The organism is Clostridium sp. CM039, assembly GCF_055081075.1.
The window spans coordinates 2957501-2975671 of record NZ_CM143649.1; the positions used below are offsets into that span (position 1 = coordinate 2957501).

Annotated in this window: 18 protein-coding genes (1 of these 18 running past the window's edge); 11 read left to right on the forward strand and 7 right to left on the reverse strand. The window is 30.1% G+C overall.

Features of this window, described 5'->3' with window-relative positions:
* The 7 genes from gyrA to dnaA all read right to left on the reverse strand — a co-directional run.
* Positions 1-1809 carry the 5' portion of a DNA gyrase subunit A gene (gyrA, locus tag ACWJJ2_RS13695; RefSeq protein ID WP_304518724.1) on the reverse strand. 762 nt of this gene lie to the left of the window's left edge, so 1809 of the gene's 2571 nt are visible here — the first part of the coding sequence; it begins with the start codon at positions 1807-1809; the stop codon falls past the left edge of the window.
* A gap of 137 nt (positions 1810-1946) precedes the next feature.
* On the reverse strand, positions 1947-3851 hold the full coding sequence (gene gyrB / locus ACWJJ2_RS13700) for a DNA topoisomerase (ATP-hydrolyzing) subunit B (RefSeq protein WP_216302188.1): 1905 nt from the start codon (positions 3849-3851) through the stop codon (positions 1947-1949).
* Positions 3852-3871: 20 nt separating this feature from the next.
* Positions 3872-4135: an extracellular matrix regulator RemB gene (gene remB, locus ACWJJ2_RS13705; protein ID WP_165411855.1), complete on the reverse strand. Its 264-nt coding sequence runs from the start codon at positions 4133-4135 to the stop codon at positions 3872-3874.
* 40 nt (positions 4136-4175) lie between these two features.
* Positions 4176-5267 carry a DNA replication/repair protein RecF gene (recF, locus tag ACWJJ2_RS13710; protein ID WP_216302186.1) on the reverse strand — a complete coding sequence of 364 codons (1092 nt, stop codon included), beginning with the start codon at positions 5265-5267 and terminating at the stop codon, positions 4176-4178.
* Positions 5268-5408: 141 nt separating this feature from the next.
* A complete protein-coding gene (gene yaaA, locus ACWJJ2_RS13715; RefSeq protein WP_165411853.1) occupies positions 5409-5615 on the reverse strand; it encodes a S4 domain-containing protein YaaA in 207 nt (68 codons plus the stop codon).
* Between the two features lie 44 nt (positions 5616-5659).
* The gene (gene dnaN, locus ACWJJ2_RS13720) at positions 5660-6766 is read right to left on the reverse strand and encodes a DNA polymerase III subunit beta (RefSeq protein WP_216302185.1); all 1107 of its coding nucleotides are present in this window, start codon (positions 6764-6766) and stop codon (positions 5660-5662) included.
* A 271-nt stretch (positions 6767-7037) separates the two neighbouring features.
* On the reverse strand, positions 7038-8390 hold the full coding sequence (gene dnaA / locus ACWJJ2_RS13725) for a chromosomal replication initiator protein DnaA (protein ID WP_165411851.1): 1353 nt from the start codon (positions 8388-8390) through the stop codon (positions 7038-7040).
* Positions 8391-8940: 550 nt separating this feature from the next.
* Here dnaA and rpmH point away from each other — a divergent pair.
* From rpmH to ACWJJ2_RS13780, 11 genes are all read left to right on the forward strand, one after another.
* Positions 8941-9075: a 50S ribosomal protein L34 gene (gene rpmH / locus ACWJJ2_RS13730; RefSeq protein WP_165411850.1), complete on the forward strand. Its 135-nt coding sequence runs from the start codon at positions 8941-8943 to the stop codon at positions 9073-9075.
* Between the two features lie 58 nt (positions 9076-9133).
* Complete coding sequence (gene rnpA, locus ACWJJ2_RS13735) at positions 9134-9499, forward strand: ribonuclease P protein component (RefSeq protein ID WP_165411863.1); 366 nt, start codon at positions 9134-9136, stop codon at positions 9497-9499.
* Positions 9471-9680, forward strand: a complete 210-nt coding sequence (yidD, locus tag ACWJJ2_RS13740) for a membrane protein insertion efficiency factor YidD (protein ID WP_216302184.1) — start codon at positions 9471-9473, stop codon at positions 9678-9680. Before rnpA ends, yidD begins: the two co-directional genes overlap by 29 nt.
* Before the next feature lie 20 nt (positions 9681-9700).
* Complete coding sequence (gene yidC, locus ACWJJ2_RS13745; RefSeq protein WP_216302183.1) at positions 9701-10363, forward strand: membrane protein insertase YidC; 663 nt, start codon at positions 9701-9703, stop codon at positions 10361-10363.
* A gap of 141 nt (positions 10364-10504) precedes the next feature.
* A complete protein-coding gene (gene jag, locus ACWJJ2_RS13750) occupies positions 10505-11131 on the forward strand; it encodes an RNA-binding cell elongation regulator Jag/EloR (RefSeq protein WP_165411847.1) in 627 nt (208 codons plus the stop codon).
* A 66-nt stretch (positions 11132-11197) separates the two neighbouring features.
* Positions 11198-12574 carry a tRNA uridine-5-carboxymethylaminomethyl(34) synthesis GTPase MnmE gene (gene mnmE / locus ACWJJ2_RS13755; RefSeq protein WP_220286212.1) on the forward strand — a complete coding sequence of 459 codons (1377 nt, stop codon included), beginning with the start codon at positions 11198-11200 and terminating at the stop codon, positions 12572-12574.
* A gap of 8 nt (positions 12575-12582) precedes the next feature.
* Entirely contained in the window at positions 12583-14472 is a 1890-nt protein-coding gene (mnmG, locus tag ACWJJ2_RS13760) for a tRNA uridine-5-carboxymethylaminomethyl(34) synthesis enzyme MnmG (protein WP_462953404.1), read from the forward strand.
* A gap of 19 nt (positions 14473-14491) precedes the next feature.
* Positions 14492-15211 (forward strand): 16S rRNA (guanine(527)-N(7))-methyltransferase RsmG, encoded by a 720-nt coding sequence (rsmG, locus tag ACWJJ2_RS13765; protein WP_165411844.1) that lies wholly within the window; start codon positions 14492-14494, stop codon positions 15209-15211.
* 303 nt (positions 15212-15514) lie between these two features.
* On the forward strand, positions 15515-16294 hold the full coding sequence (gene noc, locus ACWJJ2_RS13770; RefSeq protein ID WP_220286214.1) for a nucleoid occlusion protein: 780 nt from the start codon (positions 15515-15517) through the stop codon (positions 16292-16294).
* 250 nt (positions 16295-16544) lie between these two features.
* Positions 16545-17315: a ParA family protein gene (locus ACWJJ2_RS13775; RefSeq protein WP_216302178.1), complete on the forward strand. Its 771-nt coding sequence runs from the start codon at positions 16545-16547 to the stop codon at positions 17313-17315.
* Positions 17316-17318: 3 nt separating this feature from the next.
* Positions 17319-18167 (forward strand): ParB/RepB/Spo0J family partition protein, encoded by an 849-nt coding sequence (locus ACWJJ2_RS13780; protein ID WP_216302177.1) that lies wholly within the window; start codon positions 17319-17321, stop codon positions 18165-18167.
* Positions 18168-18171 lie beyond the last annotated feature (4 nt).

Below are 18171 nucleotides of genomic sequence, written 5' to 3' on the forward strand. Positions count from 1 at the left end.
GAATTCCTTAAGACATATAACTGCTTGAATCTTTTCATCGCTATCTAAAGGTATAATATTTATCAAGTTTGTTCCCTTAGCTGTTCTTCCACCTTCTGGAATCTCATATGCTTTTAATTTAAATGATTTTCCTTTGTTTGTGAAGAATAAAATATTATTATGAGTGGTAGTTGTAAAAATATGTTCCACAAAATCATCTTCTTTTGTAGTAACACCTTGTATCCCCCTACCCCCTCTTTTTTGAGCACTATAAGTATCAGCTGGAAGCCTCTTTATATACCCTGCATGAGTTAGCGTTATTACAATATCTTGCTCTTGAATTAAATCTTCCTCATCTATACTGTATGGGTTTTTTTCTATTGACGATCTTCTAGTATCACCATATTTATTTCTAACTTCTATAAGTTCGTCTTTAATTATGTTCAATAATACTATCTCATCTGCTAAGATTCCTTTTAAATAATTAACTGTCTTCATTATTTCGTTATACTCAGCTTCTATTTTATCTCTTTCAAGACCTGTAAGTCTCCCAAGTCTCATTTCAACAATAGCAGTTGCTTGTTTTTCTGATAAATCAAAAGCATTAATTAAACTTTCTTTAGCTTCACTAATATTTTTAGATGATCTTATTAAACGAATTACTTCATCAATATGGTCTAGCGCAATTTTCATACCTTCTAAAATATGAGCTCTAGCTAATGCTTTATCAAGATCAAATTGAGTCCTTCTTCTTATTACATCTTTTTGATGGTCTAAATAATGAACTAAAACTTGTTTTAAATTTAAAGTTTGAGGCTCACCATTTACAAGTGCTATCATTATAACCCCAAAAGTATCTTGCATCCTCGTATGTTTAAATAGCCTATTTAATACTATATTAGGGTTTGCATCTCTTTTTAGTTCTATAACAATTCTCATACCTTCTCTATCTGATTCATCTCTTAAATCTGATATTCCATCTATCTTCTTATCTTTTACTAAATCTGCAATACCTTCTATAAGTTTTGCTTTATTAACTTGATAAGGTAATTCTGTTACTATTATCGTATTTCTGCCTTTGTTCTCTTCAATATCAGTTTTAGCCCTTACGAGGATTCTTCCTCTTCCTGTTTCATAGGCACTTTTTATTCCTGCTCTTCCTAGGATAATTCCTCCCGTAGGAAAATCTGGACCTTTTATTTTTGTCATTAATTCACTTATAGCAACTTCTGGTTCATCAATAACCATAAGTACTCCGTCTATAACTTCTATTAGGTTATGTGGAGGTATATTGGTTGCCATCCCTACAGCAATTCCTGTTGATCCATTAACTAAAAGATTAGGAAATCTTGATGGTAGCACTGATGGTTCCTTTTCTTCTCCATCAAAATTAGGAATGAAATCTACTGTCTCTTTATTAATATCTCTAAGCATTTGCGTTGTAATTTTGCTCATTTTAGCTTCTGTATATCTCATTGCCGCCGCTGAATCACCGTCTACAGACCCAAAATTTCCATGCCCATCTACCAACGTACATCTTTGTGAAAAATCTTGAGCCATTCTAACTAATGCACCATACACTGCAGTATCCCCATGTGGGTGATATTTACCTAAAACATCCCCTACAATTCTGGCACATTTTCTGTATCCTTTCTCTGGTGTTAATCCTAATTCATGCATAGAGAATAATATTCTTCTATGGACAGGTTTAAGCCCATCTCGTACATCTGGAAGCGCACGGCTTACAATAACACTCATAGCGTAATCTATATAAGATTTTTTCATTTCACGTCTTATATCAATAGGTAAAATTTTTCCCTGATTATTAATCATGTTACACCTCTTTAAACAAAATATTTTAATGCCACTCTAGAAAGCAATTTCATCATACTCCATGGGTGACGGTAATTACCTTAATGGATTAACCTTCGTAGTAGTAGATTGATCTGCTTGAATGCATTATCAAGCTATATATCTAAGTTAAGCACACCTTTAGCATTTTCTTGTATAAACTCTCTACGAGGTTCTACTTTATCGCCCATAAGAATAGTGAATATTTCATCCGCTGCCATTGCATCCTCAACCTGTACCTGAAGGAGTATACGCTCTTCAGGGTTCATTGTCGTATCCCAAAGTTGGTGTGCATCCATTTCCCCAAGACCTTTGTATCTTTGTATATCGGTGTTATTATCTTTTCCGCCTATTTCTAAAAGCAAAGCTTTTAATTCCTTGTCAGTATATACATAATGCTCTTTTTTGGCTTTAGAAACTTTATATAGTGGAGGTTGAGCTACATATACGTGTCCTTGCTCTACTAATTCTTTCATGTATCTATAGAAAAATGTTAGTAATAAAGTTCTAATATGTGCTCCATCTACGTCCGCATCTGTCATAATAATAATACGATCGTACCTTATTTTTTTTACATCAAAATCCTTTCCTATACCAGCACCAAAAGCGGTTATCATAGCCCTAATCTCTAGAGATGCGAGCATTTTATCAATTCTTTGCTTTTCAACATTCATTATTTTTCCTTTAAGAGGAAGTATAGCTTGGAATCTTCTGTCTCTACCCTGTTTTGCTGAACCACCCGCTGAATCACCCTCCACCAGATATATCTCACATTCCATAGGATCTTTTGAAGCACAATCTGATAATTTACCTGGAAGTGTAGTACTTTCTAGTACAGACTTTCGTCTTGTAAATTCTCTTGCTTTTTTTGCTGCTTCGCGAGCTCTTGCTGCATTTAATGCTTTATCAATTATGTTTTTACCTAGTTGTGGATCTTCCTCTAGAACATTACTGATAGACTCACCAACTATACTATCAACTATGCCCCTTACTTCACTATTACCAAGTTTAGTTTTTGTTTGCCCTTCAAATTGAGGATCAGTAAGCTTTATAGATATTACTGCTGTAAGACCTTCCCTTACATCTTCACCTGATAGGTTTTTATCATTTTCCTTTAAAAACCCAAATTTTTTAGCATAATCATTTACTACTCTTGTTAATGCCGACTTAAAACCAACTAGGTGTGTTCCACCTTCCACAGTATCTATATTGTTAGCAAATGAAAATATATTTTCTGTATATGTATCGTTGTATTGTAATGCTATTTCAACAACATAATCATCCTTATTTCCTTCCATGTATATGGTTTCATGAATTGTTCCTTTATTTCTATTCAAATAATCTACAAAAGATTTTATTCCTCCCTCATACAAGAAATCTTGCTTTTTCTCTTCTCGTTCATCTTCAAGGGTTATTCTTAAACCTTTATTTAAAAAGGCCAACTCTCTAAGTCTTTGAGACAAAGTTTCAAAATCAAAATCAATTTCTTCAAAAATTTCTGGATCAGGGGTAAAGAACACTTTTGTTCCATGTTCCTGCGTTGTTCCTATATTTACAAGTGTACTAGTAGTTTTACCCTTTGAAAAAGTTTGTTTCCATATATCACCATCAACTTTAACCTCTACTTCACAAATCACAGACAATGCATTAACTACAGATGAACCAACACCATGAAGACCACCGGATACTTTATATGCTCCACCACCAAATTTACCACCTGCATGTAGTACAGTCATTATAACTTCTACAGTAGGTATTTTCATTTTATGATGCATTCCTACGGGCATACCACGACCGTCATCTATAACAGTTATAGAGTTGTCTTTGTGTATAATTACATTAATATTCTTACAAAAGCCTGCTAAGGCCTCGTCAATACTATTATCTACAATTTCATAAACTAAGTGATGAAGACCCCTAATGCTAGTGCTACCTATATACATACCAGGTCTTTTTCTTACTGCTTCTAATCCTTCAAGTACTTGTATTTGACTTTCGTCATAAATATTATTATTTTCCATGTATATCCTCCTAACTTACTCTAAAGCGCATAATATACAGTTTCTGTTCTTTTGCATAAAGTTGAAGATGATATTGGTGATATATATATTTTACTTTTTTTATCTACCTCTGCAATTACAAAAGATTTAGCAATATTTTTTGTTATCCGCTCTACAAAACCATCTTCTTCGGCCATTCTTAAAAATTGGATAGTGTCCGAGCTATACATAGTAGTTTCCATGTCAAATATACCTATAATGTCTTTTATAGGCACTACTACATTTTCCCCTAAATGTAAAAACATATAATATCCTCCTTGATAATACATTCTACTTTATTTGAATCTATGTCATTACTTTTACTTCGCCTGACATAACTTCAAATATCTTACTTCCTGAGTTTAAATATTTTCTTATATCATTAATTCCGTTGCATGTAATTAATGTTTGAACTTCTTTTATAGATTTTAATATATATTCTTGCCTTTTTGTATCTAATTCAGACAAAACATCATCAAGTAATAATACTGGGTATTCTCCAGTTAGTTCTTTTATTATCGCTAGAGCTCCAAACTTAATTGTTAAAACTGAAGTTCTCTGTTGACCTTGGGATCCAAATATTCTAGCATTGATACCATTAAGGTCTATGGAAAAATCATCCCTATGTGGGCCTATTGATGTAGTTTTAGTTTCTATATCTCTTTTCCTATTTTTACATAAAAGCAAGTAAAAATTTTCTCGTATATTATCTAACTCCTTAATAGGCGTTAGATATTTAATATCTATTACTTCACTTTTGGATGTTATATTGCTATGTATTGTTTTTGATATTTTGTTTAATTTCTCTATATAAGTTATTCTATCTTTTATTATAATTGCACCGAATTCACTAAGTTGCTTATCATATACATCTATAATATCACTATTTGTATTCCATTTTTTTATAGTCAAGTTTCTCTCATTCAAAACTTTTTTATATTGCGATAAACTATAGTAGTAACGACGGCTTAACTTACAAAGCTCTATATCTAAGAATTTTCTCCTGTATGATGCAGATTCTTTAACAATATTTAAATCTTCGGGTGAAAACATAATCACATTGAAACTTCCTACTAACTCGGAGAGTTTTTGAACTTTTATAGAATTTATATTAACTCCTTTTCTACCTTCTTTAAAAATCTTTATTTCTATTTTTTTATCTAATCTAGTTTTACACACATAAAGCTTTATATATGCTTCTGTGCCGTTCCAATTTATCAATTCCTTATCCCTATTGGTTCTGTGAGACTTAGCTAAACTACAATAATAAATAGCTTCCAAAATATTTGTTTTTCCTTGTGCATTATCCCCTACAAATACGTTAGTACCTTTATTTAATTCTATAAATAATTTATTATAATTCCTGAAATTTTCAAGTTGTAAATATTTTATATGCATACAATCACCTATTATGATTATAACATATATATATAAGTTTATTATTTTATATATATAAATAACTTCTTATAAATTTTATTATTATAGACATAAATTGTGCACCGGAGATTATTTTAAAATTTTCCGGTGCATTCATATAATTTAAATTATTTTATAAGTTTCGCTGTTAAACTCAATTATATCGCCTTTAGATAATTTCTTACCTCTTTGAGTTTCTATTTCTCCATTGACTTTAATATCCTCATTTTTGATATAAAATTTTGCTTCTGAACCTAAACAAGCTATCCCAGCCCATTTTAGAAAAGAATCTAATTTTATTATATCTGTTTCTATTTTTATTTCATTCATTTCAAAACCTTCTTTTCCAAATATTATTAAAAATATATTTTAAATTAATTATTAGCTCTTATTCTTACCGGCAATACCATATACGTACAATTATTTTTTTCTTTGTTTTTTACAACACAAGGATTAACTCCACTAGAAAACTCCATAATTATCTCTTCTTCTTCCATTATTTTTAGAAGTTCTATTAGGTATTTTGAGTTAAATGCAATTTGAAGAGACTCACCTTGCAAAATTATATTTATTTCTTCTCTGGCCTTTCCCAATTGAGAATTAGAAGTGATTATCATGTTATCTTCTTCTATGTTGAATTTAACTAAATTGGTATTTCCCTCTTTTGCCATAAGAGAAGCCCGTTCTATACAGCTTAATAATTCATGTCTTTTAGCTGTAATTTTTAGATTATATTCCTCAGGTATTATTGAGCTATATTTTATGAATTCACCTTCGAGTAACCTTGATATAACCTTCGTTTTTCCAATATTAAATAAAATATGATTTGGTGTGAATGTTATATTAACGTTCTCATCTGTTTCTTCTAGTATTTTTGATACTTCACTTAATGTCTTACCTGGAATTACAGCATTTATATTAAAATCGTTATCTACTGGTTCACTTCTAAATGCAACCCTATAACCATCTAAAGCTACAAGATTAAGGTTTTTATCTTTTATTTCAAATAAGACTCCTGTAAGAATTGGTCTAGTCTCATCTTGCGCAACTGCAAAAATAGTACCTTTCATCATGTTTTTTAATACTTTCTGAGAAATTGAAAAGATCATGTTCTCTATTATATTTGGTAAATTGGGATAATCATCACTATTCATATGTATTATAGTTGCATATGATTTTTGGCAAACGATTTTAATAGAGTTATTTTCATCTGTTGCTATCTCTATTGCACTATTGGGTAATTTTCTTATGATTTCACCAAAAAGCTTAGAATCTAAAACTACACTTCCATCTTCCATAACCTCTGCATTAATTTTGGCCTCAATGCTTAAATCAACATCAGATCCTATAAGAGTTACTTCTCCGTTCTTAGCAGTTATTAATATACCTTGTAATACGGGTAAAGTTGATTTTCCTGTAATAGCTTTTTGAACGTTTGAAATTGCTTCTTGTAATATACTTTTTTCACATATAAATTTCATATAATAAAGACCTCCTTATCCACATGGGAAATTTATTAAAGATAGGTAAGATAATAATAAATTATTAGTAGTAATAGTAGTAGGGGCTGTTGATATGTTAAGAACCTATCTTAGACTATAAGCTGCAACAATGCTAGGTAGAAATGATTGTGGATAAGTATGCAAAAAAAAATCACAGTTATCCACAATATCAACAGCTACGTTTTATGTATTATTTTATACACAGGATTATATATATATAGTATCAACACCTGTTAATATCGGGATTATACTATTTTTGACTTATTTTTTTAGTTAGTTCTGCTATGTTATCTTGTAAATTTTCATCTTCTTTAAGACCATTAGATATTTTCTCACATGCGTGGATTACAGTTGTATGATCCCTACCTCCAAATTCTTCACCTATTTTAGGGAGAGACATATCAGTAAGCTTTCTGCACAAATACATTGCGATTTGTCTAGGAAATGTTATGTTCCTAGTTCGCCTCGAAGATTTAAAATCCTCAATTTTTAAATTGAAATAGCTAGAAACTATATCTTGTATTAGCTCAATAGTTACTTGTTTTGAATTTCTACTAGAAATAATATCTTTAAGTGCTTCTGATGCCAAATCTATACCAATTTCTTTATTAGTTAGTGAAGAAAAAGCTACAATTCGAATAAGAGCGCCTTCTAGCTCTCTTATGTTAGATTTTATTTTAGTAGCAATATACACCAATACTTCGTTTGGAATATTTAAATTCTCTATATCTGCTTTTTTCTTCAAAATAGCTATTCTAGTTTCAAAATCCGGTGGTTGTATATCAGCTATAAGACCCCATTCAAATCTAGACCTCAATCTATCCTCTAGAGTAGGTATTTCTTTAGGTGGTCTATCACTAGATAAAATAATTTGCTTATTTGCTTCATGAAGATCATTAAATGTATGGAAGAACTCTTCTTGCGTACGTTCTTTACCTGCAATAAATTGAATATCATCAATTAGAAGTACGTCCACATTTCTGTACTTGTTTCTAAATTCTACGTTTTTGTCGTCTTTAATAGAATTGATAAGTTCGTTTGTAAACTTTTCAGAAGAAACGTAAACAACCTTAGACTTTGGGTTGTTTGCTAATATATAATGACCAATAGCATGCATTAAATGCGTTTTTCCAAGACCAACCCCTCCATAAATAAATAGTGGATTATAAGCTTTCGCAGGGGATTCAGCTACAGCAAGTGATGCAGCGTGAGCAAATCGATTACTATTGCCAATTACATAAGAATCAAAGGTATATTTTGGGTTTAGTGTTGCAGACATTTCATCATTAAATATTATATTATTCCTATTAGCTTCTCGTTTCGCTTTAGGTGTTTCAATTTCGGCTACGTCCTCAGATAATATAAAGAATTCTATTTTATATGTTTTAGAAGTAATCAATTTAACAGCATTCATTATTAAATCCTTATATCTATTTTCAAGAATGTCTTTGGTAAAATTATTAGGAACACCTAATTTAAAAGTATTATTATCTAAGGCCATAGGTTCTATACTTTTAATCCAAGTATTAAAACTCACCTCTGTAAGTTCACCTTTTATTATACTTAAAGTTTTTTCCCAGATATCTTTAATTTGGGTGCTCATTTCCTACCCTCCAGTTCAAATAAAAAAATTTTATGTAAAAACAAACAATATATAAACAACATTATAAACAAAGTTATAAGCAATAAATTAATACATTGTAGGTTGTTGATAAATAGCATTAAAAATATACACATGTTAATAACTATGCTTATATTTTTAACAGGACTTAAATTGTTAACAATACAAAAAAAAACTATTAACATATTAAATTAAGAAATAAATCTGCTTATATAGCTAAAAATAGATAAGCAAAAGAAGTTTAATACAATATTGTAGTAGTTATTAACAGTTTTGTCCACAAGTTGTGAATAACTTTATCAATAAACAGGTTATTCACAGTTCTTTCTTATATAATATCAAAAAATAACAAGGTGTTCAAGAAGTTATCCACAAAAAAACATATAAATATAAAAAATATTAACAATAGTAATAAAAATGCTTATCTTGACATTAAGATGATGTGACTATATAATCTAATAGTAAAACTGTAAAAATGCGATTGTAAGATGATTGCTATAATGTATGGTTTAAAGAAGGAGGTGTAGTAGATATGTTCATGACTTACCAACCTAAGAAAAGACAAAGAAAAAAAGAACACGGATTTAGAAAGAGAATGAAAACCGCTTCTGGCAGAAACATTCTTCAAAAAAGAAGACAAAAAGGTAGAAAAAAATTGACAGCATAAAGGCCGCTAATGTGGCCTTTTTCTGCAATTTGCGGAAAAGAGGGCGGCTAATATTAATATTAATGTTAAGAAATATAGAATTAGAAAGAATACTGAATTTAGAACAGTATATAGAAGAGGAAAATCTTTTTCTAACCAATTATTAGTATTATATATTTATAGAAATGGTAAAGATATTAATAGATGTGGAATATCCGTTAGTAAAAAGGTAGGAAACAGTGTAATTCGCGGTAGAGTTAAAAGATTAATAAGCGAAAACTATAGGCTTAATAATGTAGGATTAAAAACAGGATATGATTTAGTGTTTATTGCAAGGAACCCTTCTAACTCTAAAAATTATAAAGAAATAGAGAGTGCTTTGACTAAACTACTTAAGAAAGCTGGTTTAATTAATAATGAAAAAAATACTTATACTGGGAATTAAATGTTATAGAAAATATATATCACCGTTTAAGAGGCCTTGTTGTATATTTTACCCTACATGTTCTCAGTATACTTTAGAAGCTATTGAAAAACACGGAGCAATAAAAGGATCTATTATGGGAATAAAGAGAATACTTAGATGTCATCCTTATAATAAGGGCGGCTTTGATCCAGTTAAATAACCACTTGGGAGGTTTTGTATTTGAAATTACAGTTTTTAAGTGATCCACTTTCAAAGTTCTTTTTCTTGATACATAATGGAGTGAATACGCTTATACCAAATAATGATATATCATTTGGATTAACAATAATTATATTTACAGTTATAATAAGAGTAATATTATTGCCATTAAGTATTAAACAAACTAAATCAACTGCTAAAATGGGTGCAATTCAGCCAGAAATGAAGAAAGTTCAAGAAAAATATAAAAAAGATCCACAAAAATCTCAGCAAGAAGTAATGAAGCTATATAAAGAAAATGGAGTAAATCCAATGGGTGGATGTTTACCAATGCTTGTTCAAATGCCTATTTTATTTGCTTTGTTTTATGTGTTTAACAACTTAGATATGCAGGGTGCTGGGTTCTTATGGATGAATGATTTAACAAAACCTGACCCTCTATATATATTACCAATATTGTCTACCGTTACAACATACTTTTCATCAAAACTTATGCAACCACCAGGAGACGCTGCTAAATCTAAACAGACTTCAACAATGAATACAGCAATGGCTATTTTTATGGGATTTATGAGTCTTAAATTTAAAGGTGCATTAGTATTATATTGGGTAATAAATAACTTATTACAAGTTGTTCAAACTTTAGTTATAAATAAAATGGAACTTCCAAAAAAAGAAAGTTAACGACTTTTAAAATGATAGCCTCCCAATTTTATAGGTGGGAGTCTAAATTTCCTTCTGAAGTCGTTAATGTTACAGCATCGAAGATGATGATTTAACACAAGTGCCTAATTTTGATATTTAGAAAGGCGGGTGAAGTGTGGTATGAATAATATAGAAATTATGGGTAAAAATGTAGAAGATGCAATTAATAATGCATTGATGCAGTTAAAAGTTACAAGAGATAAAGTAAAAGTGGAAACACTTGATGAAGGTAGCAAAGGGTTTTTAAATATCATAGGGGTAAAACCTGCTAAAATAAGAGTTACAGTTAAAAGAGATAGTTTAAATGAAGCTAAAACTTTTTTAATGGAAGTATTGCAGTCTATGAGTATGAAAGCTGAAGTAAACCTTAAATATGAAAACAATGAAATAAAGATTGAATTAATCGGACCTAATATGGGACTATTAATAGGATATAGAGGCGAGACTTTAGATTCACTTCAATATCTTATAAGTTTAGTTGTAAACAAAAATCATGATGAAGAGTATAAAAGAGTAACATTAGATACTGAAAATTATAGAGCAAAAAGAGAAGAAACTTTAAAAAGACTTGCATCAAAAATTGCCTATAAGGTAAGGATTAGTGGTAGAATATTAAAACTTGAGCCTATGAATCCTTATGAGAGAAGAATAATACACTCTACACTTCAAAATGATTCATATATTTATACTTATAGTGAAGGTGAAGAGCCCTATAGAAGAGTTGTAGTTGATTTGAAGAAAGCCTAAGGGCTTTTTTTTTAAATTTATGAAACTAAGTTTAATATTAATTATAAAATTAGGAGGTCATATTTAATGAAAGAATTTGATACTATAGCTGCAATAGCAACTAGTATAGGAGAAGGTGGTATATCTATAATTAGAGTATCTGGTGATATGTCGATAGATATAGTCAATAGTATATTTATAGGCAAAAATAATAGAAAACTTCATGATTTAAAATCTTATACTATGAGATATGGACATATTATTGATAAAAATGGTAGTAGACTTGATGAAGTTATTATTTCCTATATGAAAGGCCCTAAAAGCTTTACTGCAGAAGACACTATTGAGATAAATTGTCATGGTGGAGTAGTTGGAACTAATAGAATTTTACAAGAGGTTATTCTTGCTGGAGCAAGAATGGCAGAACCTGGTGAATTTACTAAAAGAGCATTTCTGAATGGTAGAATTGACTTAAGCCAGGCAGAGGCAGTTATAGATATAATAAGAGCAAAGACAGATCTAAGTATGAAGTCAGCTCTTATGCAATCAGAAGGTTCAATTTCCAGGGAAATAAAAAATATAAGAAATAAATTACTTAGTGTAATTGCAAGTATAGAGGTTACAGTTGATTACCCTGAAGAGGATATTGAAGAAGTAACTGCAGAAAAAGTTAATGAAGATGTTATTGATATAATTAGTGAGATAGATACACTTTTAAGTACGGCTGATGAAGGGAAAATTCTAAGAGAAGGCCTAAGCACTGTTATAGTTGGGAAGCCAAATGTAGGGAAATCATCACTTCTTAATGCCCTTGTTAAAGAAAAAAGAGCTATTGTTACAGATGTACCCGGTACTACAAGGGATGCAATAGAAGAGTATATAAACATTGAAGGTATACCAGTTAAAATAGTAGATACTGCAGGAATTCGCGAAACTGAAGATATAGTTGAGAAAATTGGAGTAGAAAAATCAAAGGAAAAAATTGATGAGGCGGATTTAGTTATCTTAATATTAGATTCAAGTAAGAAATTAAGTCATGAAGATAGAGAAATTATTAAATATATTAAAAACAAAAAATACATTGTACTATTAAACAAAAGCGATTTAGGTGGTAAAATAGAGATAGAAGAATTACAAAGTCTAAAATCAAAGTACATAACTAATGTTTCAGTAAAAACAGGTGAAGGATTAAATCATGTTAAAGAATATATAAAAGATTTATTCTTTAAGGGTGAGATTAAAACTGAAGGAATATTTGTTACAAATAATAGACATAAGGAATCTTTAATAAGAGCAAAGGAAAACTTAGAATCTTCATTAAATGCACTAGAATATACATTAGCTATAGATTTAGCATCAATTGATATACGAAATGCATGGATAAGTTTAGGTGAGATTACAGGAGAGATTTTAGAAGAAGATATTATACATAAGATATTCTCAGAATTTTGTTTAGGAAAGTAGGGATAAATATGAAATATGATGCAGGAAATTATGATGTTATAGTTATTGGAGCTGGTCATGCAGGTTGCGAAGCAGCACTTGCAGCTGCAAGAATAGGGTGCAAGACTTTAATTTGTGCTATAAATTTAGATAGTGTGGCTTTGATGCCATGTAACCCCAATATCGGTGGAACGGCTAAAGGGCATTTAGTAAGGGAAATAGATGCTCTTGGTGGTGAAATGGGAATAAATATTGATAATACATATATACAATCAAGAATGCTAAACAAATCAAAAGGACCAGCTGTATTCTCGTTAAGAGCTCAAGCGGATAAAAAAGCATATGGACAAAGGATGAAACATGTAATAGAAAATCAAGAAAATTTGCAATTAAAACAATTAGAAGTAGTATCTATAGATGCACCAAAAGGGAAAATAAAGGGTGTATGCACGAAAAATGGCGCATATTTTACTACTAAGGCTGTTATTATAGCTTCTGGAACTTATTTAAAATCAAAGGTTATTATCGGAGATTGTTCTTATAATGAAGGACCTAGTGGATTACTTCCAGCTAATGAACTTTCTAAATCTTTAGATGATATGTGTATAACTTTAAGAAGATTTAAAACAGGAACTCCAGCTAGAATAAACAAACGGTCAGTAGACTTTTCTAAAATGGATGAGCAAGTTGGGGATGAAGAGGTAGTTCCATTTTCATTTATTAGCGAAGATATTAGTAGAAATCAGCTATGTTGCTATTTAACTTATACAAATGAAAATACTCATAATGTAATTAGAAAAAACATTCATAGATCACCGCTATATAATGGATCAATTAAGAGTACTGGGCCTAGATATTGTCCGTCTATCGAAGATAAAGTAATGAGATTTACAGATAAAGAAAGGCACCAAATATTCATAGAACCTGAAGGTGAGAATACGCAGGAAATGTATGTTCAAGGTATGTCTAGCTCACTTCCTGAGGAAATTCAGGTGGAAATGCTAAAAACAGTACCTGGACTTGAAAATGTAGAAATTATGAGAACGGCTTATGCCATAGAATATGACTGTATAGATTCAACCGAGTTAAAACTTTCACTAGAATTTAAAAATATTCAAGGTTTATTCTCAGCGGGTCAAATAAATGGTAGCTCAGGATATGAAGAAGCTGCTTCGCAGGGGATTATTGCAGGGATTAATGCTGCACTTACTATTCAAAATAAGGATCCATTAATATTAAAAAGATCTGATGGATATATAGGGGTTTTAATTGACGATTTAGTTACTAAAGGCACTAATGAACCATATAGGATGATGACCTCAAGAGCAGAGTATAGATTGTTGCTAAGGCAAGACAACGCTGATTTAAGGTTAACTGAAATAGGGTATGGAGTAGGCCTTGTTAAAGAAGATAGATATGAAATATTTAAGAAAAAGAAGATGCAAATTGAAGAGGAAATTGAGAGAATAAAACATTTGCAGATCACAAATAAAAAAGAAATTGAGGAATTTTTAATTTCTTGTAATTCTACTCCACTGAAAAAGCCTATTAGTTTATACGAACTTATAAAAAGACCTGAACTTGATTACTATATAGTTGAAAGACTGGATGCAGATAGACCTAAATTAAATAAATATATACAGCAGCAAGTTAATATTGTTTCAAAATATGAAGGGTATATCCAGAAACAATTAGATCAAATTAAGCAATTTAAAAAGTTTGAAAACAAAATCATATCAAAAGATATAAAGTATGACAATATAAAGGGACTAAGGATAGAAGCTATGCAAAAACTAGGTAAAATAAAACCAGAAAGTATAGGTCAAGCTTCTAGAATATCAGGTGTCTCGCCTGCGGATATGTCTGTTCTAATGATATATCTTGAGCGACAGAAAAGACTTAACATTAACCAACAATAAAAAAACATGGAGTTGAAATATGAAATACTTTGATATATTAAATAAGGCTAGCAGTAACGAAGGACTTGAATTTAGCGAAAAAAAATACGAGCAATTTATGAAATATAAAGACCTTATAAAGGAATGGAATGAAAAAGTAAATTTGACTGCTATAAAAGAAGATGAAGAAATAGTAAAGAAGCACTTTATTGATTCTATGAAGGTTTTTAAGTTTGATCAGTTAAAGAATGCAAAGAATGTTATAGATATAGGTACTGGAGGAGGGTTTCCAGGTATTCCTATGAAAATAATAAAGCCTGAAGTAAATATAGTTTTATTAGATTCACTGAATAAGAGAGTTAAATTTTTAAATGAAGTAATTAATTCTCTTCAACTAGAAAATATTAAAGCTATTCACGGTAGAGCAGAAGATTTTGCACAAGAAATACAATATAGAGAAAAGTTTGATGTTGCAGTATCAAGGGCAGTTGCTAATTTAACAGTCTTGAGTGAATATTGTATACCTTATGTAAAGGTTGGAGGATATTTTGTTGCAATGAAGGGGCCTGCAGTTGAAGAGGAAATTAAGCAATCTAAAAATGCAATTAGGATGCTGGGTGGACGAATCGAACATATAGAAAAGGTACAAATTGAAGATAGTGATTTAAATCATAACCTGGTAATAATAAGTAAAATATCGCAAACACATAGGAAATATCCTAGAAAAGCAGGGATGGTTACTAAAGAGCCTTTATTTTAACGACATTTCAGAAGGAAGGTCTCCTATTTCTATAAGTGGGAGTACCTACTATAAGTAGGAGTTACTTGCCCTAACAAATAGAAAACTTCAGTGGGAGTATAAATCTACTTCTGAAGTCGTTAATATGCAGCTCCGCAGGAGATGATTTAACGACAGCACCACAAGTGATGATTGCACCAAACAGGGGATAAGTAATGTTATAATTTGTCGTACGAAAGAATAAAAAAGAAGAAGGAAATAAGATAAAAATGGAGAATTGTTAATAAAAGGTAAAAAAAAGGAAAAATTGAGGGATGGTATATTATGAAAAATAATGTAAATCACGTATCTATAGAATTAATTTCTCCAAATGTTTATCAGCCTAGAAAGCATTTTAATGAAGAAACTATTGAAGAACTATCACAGTCAATAAAGGCTTATGGAATAATCCAACCGCTAACAGTTAGAAAAATTGGGGAAAACGGATATGAACTAGTAGCGGGAGAAAGAAGACTAAGAGCAGCAAAAAAAATAGGGCTTGAACAAGTCCCAGTAATTATTATAGATATTACAGATAAAGATTCCGCAGCAATTGCGTTATTAGAAAATTTGCAAAGAGAAGATCTAAATTTTTTAGAAGAAGCTATAGCTTATCATAATCTTATTCAAGATCATTCTTACACACAAGAACAGTTAGCACAAATGATAGGGAAAAAACAATCAACTATTGCAAACAAATTAAGATTACTAAAATTGGATAATCAAATAACAAGTATCTTAGTAGAAAATAAGCTTACTGAAAGACATGCTAGAGCTTTGTTAAGATTAACTGATATAAATATTCAAAAGAAAGTACTTAAAATAATTGTTGATAAATCGCTTAATGTTAAAAATACAGAAGAACTTATTGAAAAAGAACTATTGAAGTTATGCAGAGATGGAGTGATTGTTAGTGGTAAGAAAAGAATCAAAGGAATTTTCGCGCCTAGAGTATATATAAATACTATAAAACAAGTTTTTGATAAGTATGGAATAAATGCAGAATACAAGTCTAAAGAATTAGAAGATAGTATAGAAGTGACAATAAGAATACCTAAAAAATAGACATTAAAAACAGAATGTTTCACGTGAAACATTCTGTTTTTTTAATGTTTTTTTGGAAAATTCAAAAAAGTACTATTAAAATATTTAACATAAATATATAATGAACTATATAGAAAAATTAAAGTATAAGTTATGAATTATAAAGTATAGTTTATATTACCTGTAACCTATATAAATTGTAAGTTATTGGGGTTTATACAATTTATAAACTATAGAAACACAAATAATATTATGAAGGGTAAGTGTAGCCATGAAAACCATATGTATCTTTAATCAAAAGGGAGGAGTAGGCAAAACTACTACAAATATAAACCTATGTTCTTATTTAGCTATGCAAGGGAAAAAAATATTAACAATAGATATTGATCCTCAAGGAAACACTACAAGTGGATTAGGATTTGATAAAAAGCAAATAAATTTATCAATATATGATTTATTAACATCGGATATTTCAATTAGGGATACTATAAAAGAATGCGAGTTAGTTAATAATTTGTATTTAGTACCTTCTACAATGGAACTTGCAGGGGCAGAAGTAGAATTGATTAGTATAGATAATCGTGAAAATAAGCTAAAAGAAAAGCTTAAAGAAATTGAGGGTGAATTTGACTATGTTTTTATAGATTGTCCACCTTCTTTGGGTATTTTAACCATAAATGCGCTTACAGCCGCAAGTAGCGTGCTTACACCTATTCAATGTGAATTTTATGCTTTAGAGGGTGTGGGGCAATTAGTAAATACAATCCAATTAGTTAAAAAATCTTTAAATAAAGAATTAGAAATTGAGGGTATAATTCTTAGTATGTATGATAATAGAACAAAACTTTGTAATGAGGTTGTATCAGAAGTGAAAAAATATTTCAATGATAAAGTGTATAAAACAACAATACCTAGAAATGTCCGTCTGGCTGAATCTCCAAGTTTTGGATTACCAATTATGTTGTATGATGATAAGTGCAAGGGAGCAGAAGCGTACGAAAAATTAGCAAATGAATTTTTAAATAGACAAAGGGGATGTTAAATATTGAATAAAAAATTTGGATTAGGTAAAGGGTTAGGAGCTTTAATACCTGAAGAAGAAAGTACAGAAGATAGTTCCAATGTTTTTAAAATATCTATGAATTTGATTAAAGCTAATAAAGATCAGCCAAGGAAAAACTTTGATCCTGAAAAAATATCTGAATTAGCACAATCAATAAAAGAACATGGAGTTATTCAACCTATTATTTTGAATAAAGAAGATGATGTATATATAGTAGTAGCAGGTGAAAGAAGATTCAGAGCAGCGAAAAGTATTGGCCTCGCAGAAATACCTGCAATCATTATGAATATAAACAACAAAGAAGTACTAGAAATATCATTAATAGAAAACATTCAAAGAGAAGATTTAAACCCAATTGAGGAAGCTATAGCTTACAAAAAACTATTAACGGAGTTTAATCTTACGCAGGAAGAAATAAGTAAAAAGGTTTCGAAATCAAGAACAGCTATAACAAATTGCATGAGATTATTAAACTTAGATGAAAGAGTTCAAGATTACATAATAGATGGAGTAATTTCCGAGGGACATGGAAGGGCAATACTCGGTATAAGTGATAGACAGCTTCAGTATCAAATTGCTCAAATGGTTATAGATGATAATCTCAACGTGAGAGAAACAGAAAGATTAGTAAAAAACTTTGGAAATGAAAAGCCACAAAAAGTAGTAAAAAATGAAAATGATATATATTATAAAGATATAATGAATAGATTAGAAAATCGTTTTGGTACTAAAGTTCTTATAAATTCTAAGAATAAGAACAAGGGTAAAATAGAAATTGAGTATTATTCAGAAGAAGATTTTGAAAGAATTTTAGAGGTTTTTAATATATAATGTT

Excerpts from the sequence above, each read along its gene's own strand:
- gyrB (WP_216302188.1), bottom strand. The coding sequence starts at position 3,851 with ATGGAAAATAATAATATTTATGACGAAAGTCAAATACAAGTACTTGAA.
- recF (WP_216302186.1), bottom strand. The coding sequence starts at position 5,267 with ATGCATATAAAATATTTACAACTTGAAAATTTCAGGAATTATAATAAA.
- yaaA (WP_165411853.1), bottom strand. The coding sequence starts at position 5,615 with ATGAATGAAATAAAAATAGAAACAGATATAATAAAATTAGATTCTTTT.
- mnmG (WP_462953404.1), top strand. The coding sequence starts at position 12,583 with ATGAAATATGATGCAGGAAATTATGATGTTATAGTTATTGGAGCTGGT.
- noc (WP_220286214.1), top strand. The coding sequence starts at position 15,515 with ATGAAAAATAATGTAAATCACGTATCTATAGAATTAATTTCTCCAAAT.
- ACWJJ2_RS13775 (WP_216302178.1), top strand. The coding sequence starts at position 16,545 with ATGAAAACCATATGTATCTTTAATCAAAAGGGAGGAGTAGGCAAAACT.
- yidD (WP_216302184.1), top strand. The coding sequence starts at position 9,471 with ATGAAAAAAATACTTATACTGGGAATTAAATGTTATAGAAAATATATA.
- remB (WP_165411855.1), bottom strand. The coding sequence starts at position 4,135 with ATGTTTTTACATTTAGGGGAAAATGTAGTAGTGCCTATAAAAGACATT.
- jag (WP_165411847.1), top strand. The coding sequence starts at position 10,505 with ATGAATAATATAGAAATTATGGGTAAAAATGTAGAAGATGCAATTAAT.
- dnaN (WP_216302185.1), bottom strand. The coding sequence starts at position 6,766 with ATGAAATTTATATGTGAAAAAAGTATATTACAAGAAGCAATTTCAAAC.
- rpmH (WP_165411850.1), top strand. The coding sequence starts at position 8,941 with ATGTTCATGACTTACCAACCTAAGAAAAGACAAAGAAAAAAAGAACAC.
- rsmG (WP_165411844.1), top strand. The coding sequence starts at position 14,492 with ATGAAATACTTTGATATATTAAATAAGGCTAGCAGTAACGAAGGACTT.
- mnmE (WP_220286212.1), top strand. The coding sequence starts at position 11,198 with ATGAAAGAATTTGATACTATAGCTGCAATAGCAACTAGTATAGGAGAA.
- dnaA (WP_165411851.1), bottom strand. The coding sequence starts at position 8,390 with ATGAGCACCCAAATTAAAGATATCTGGGAAAAAACTTTAAGTATAATA.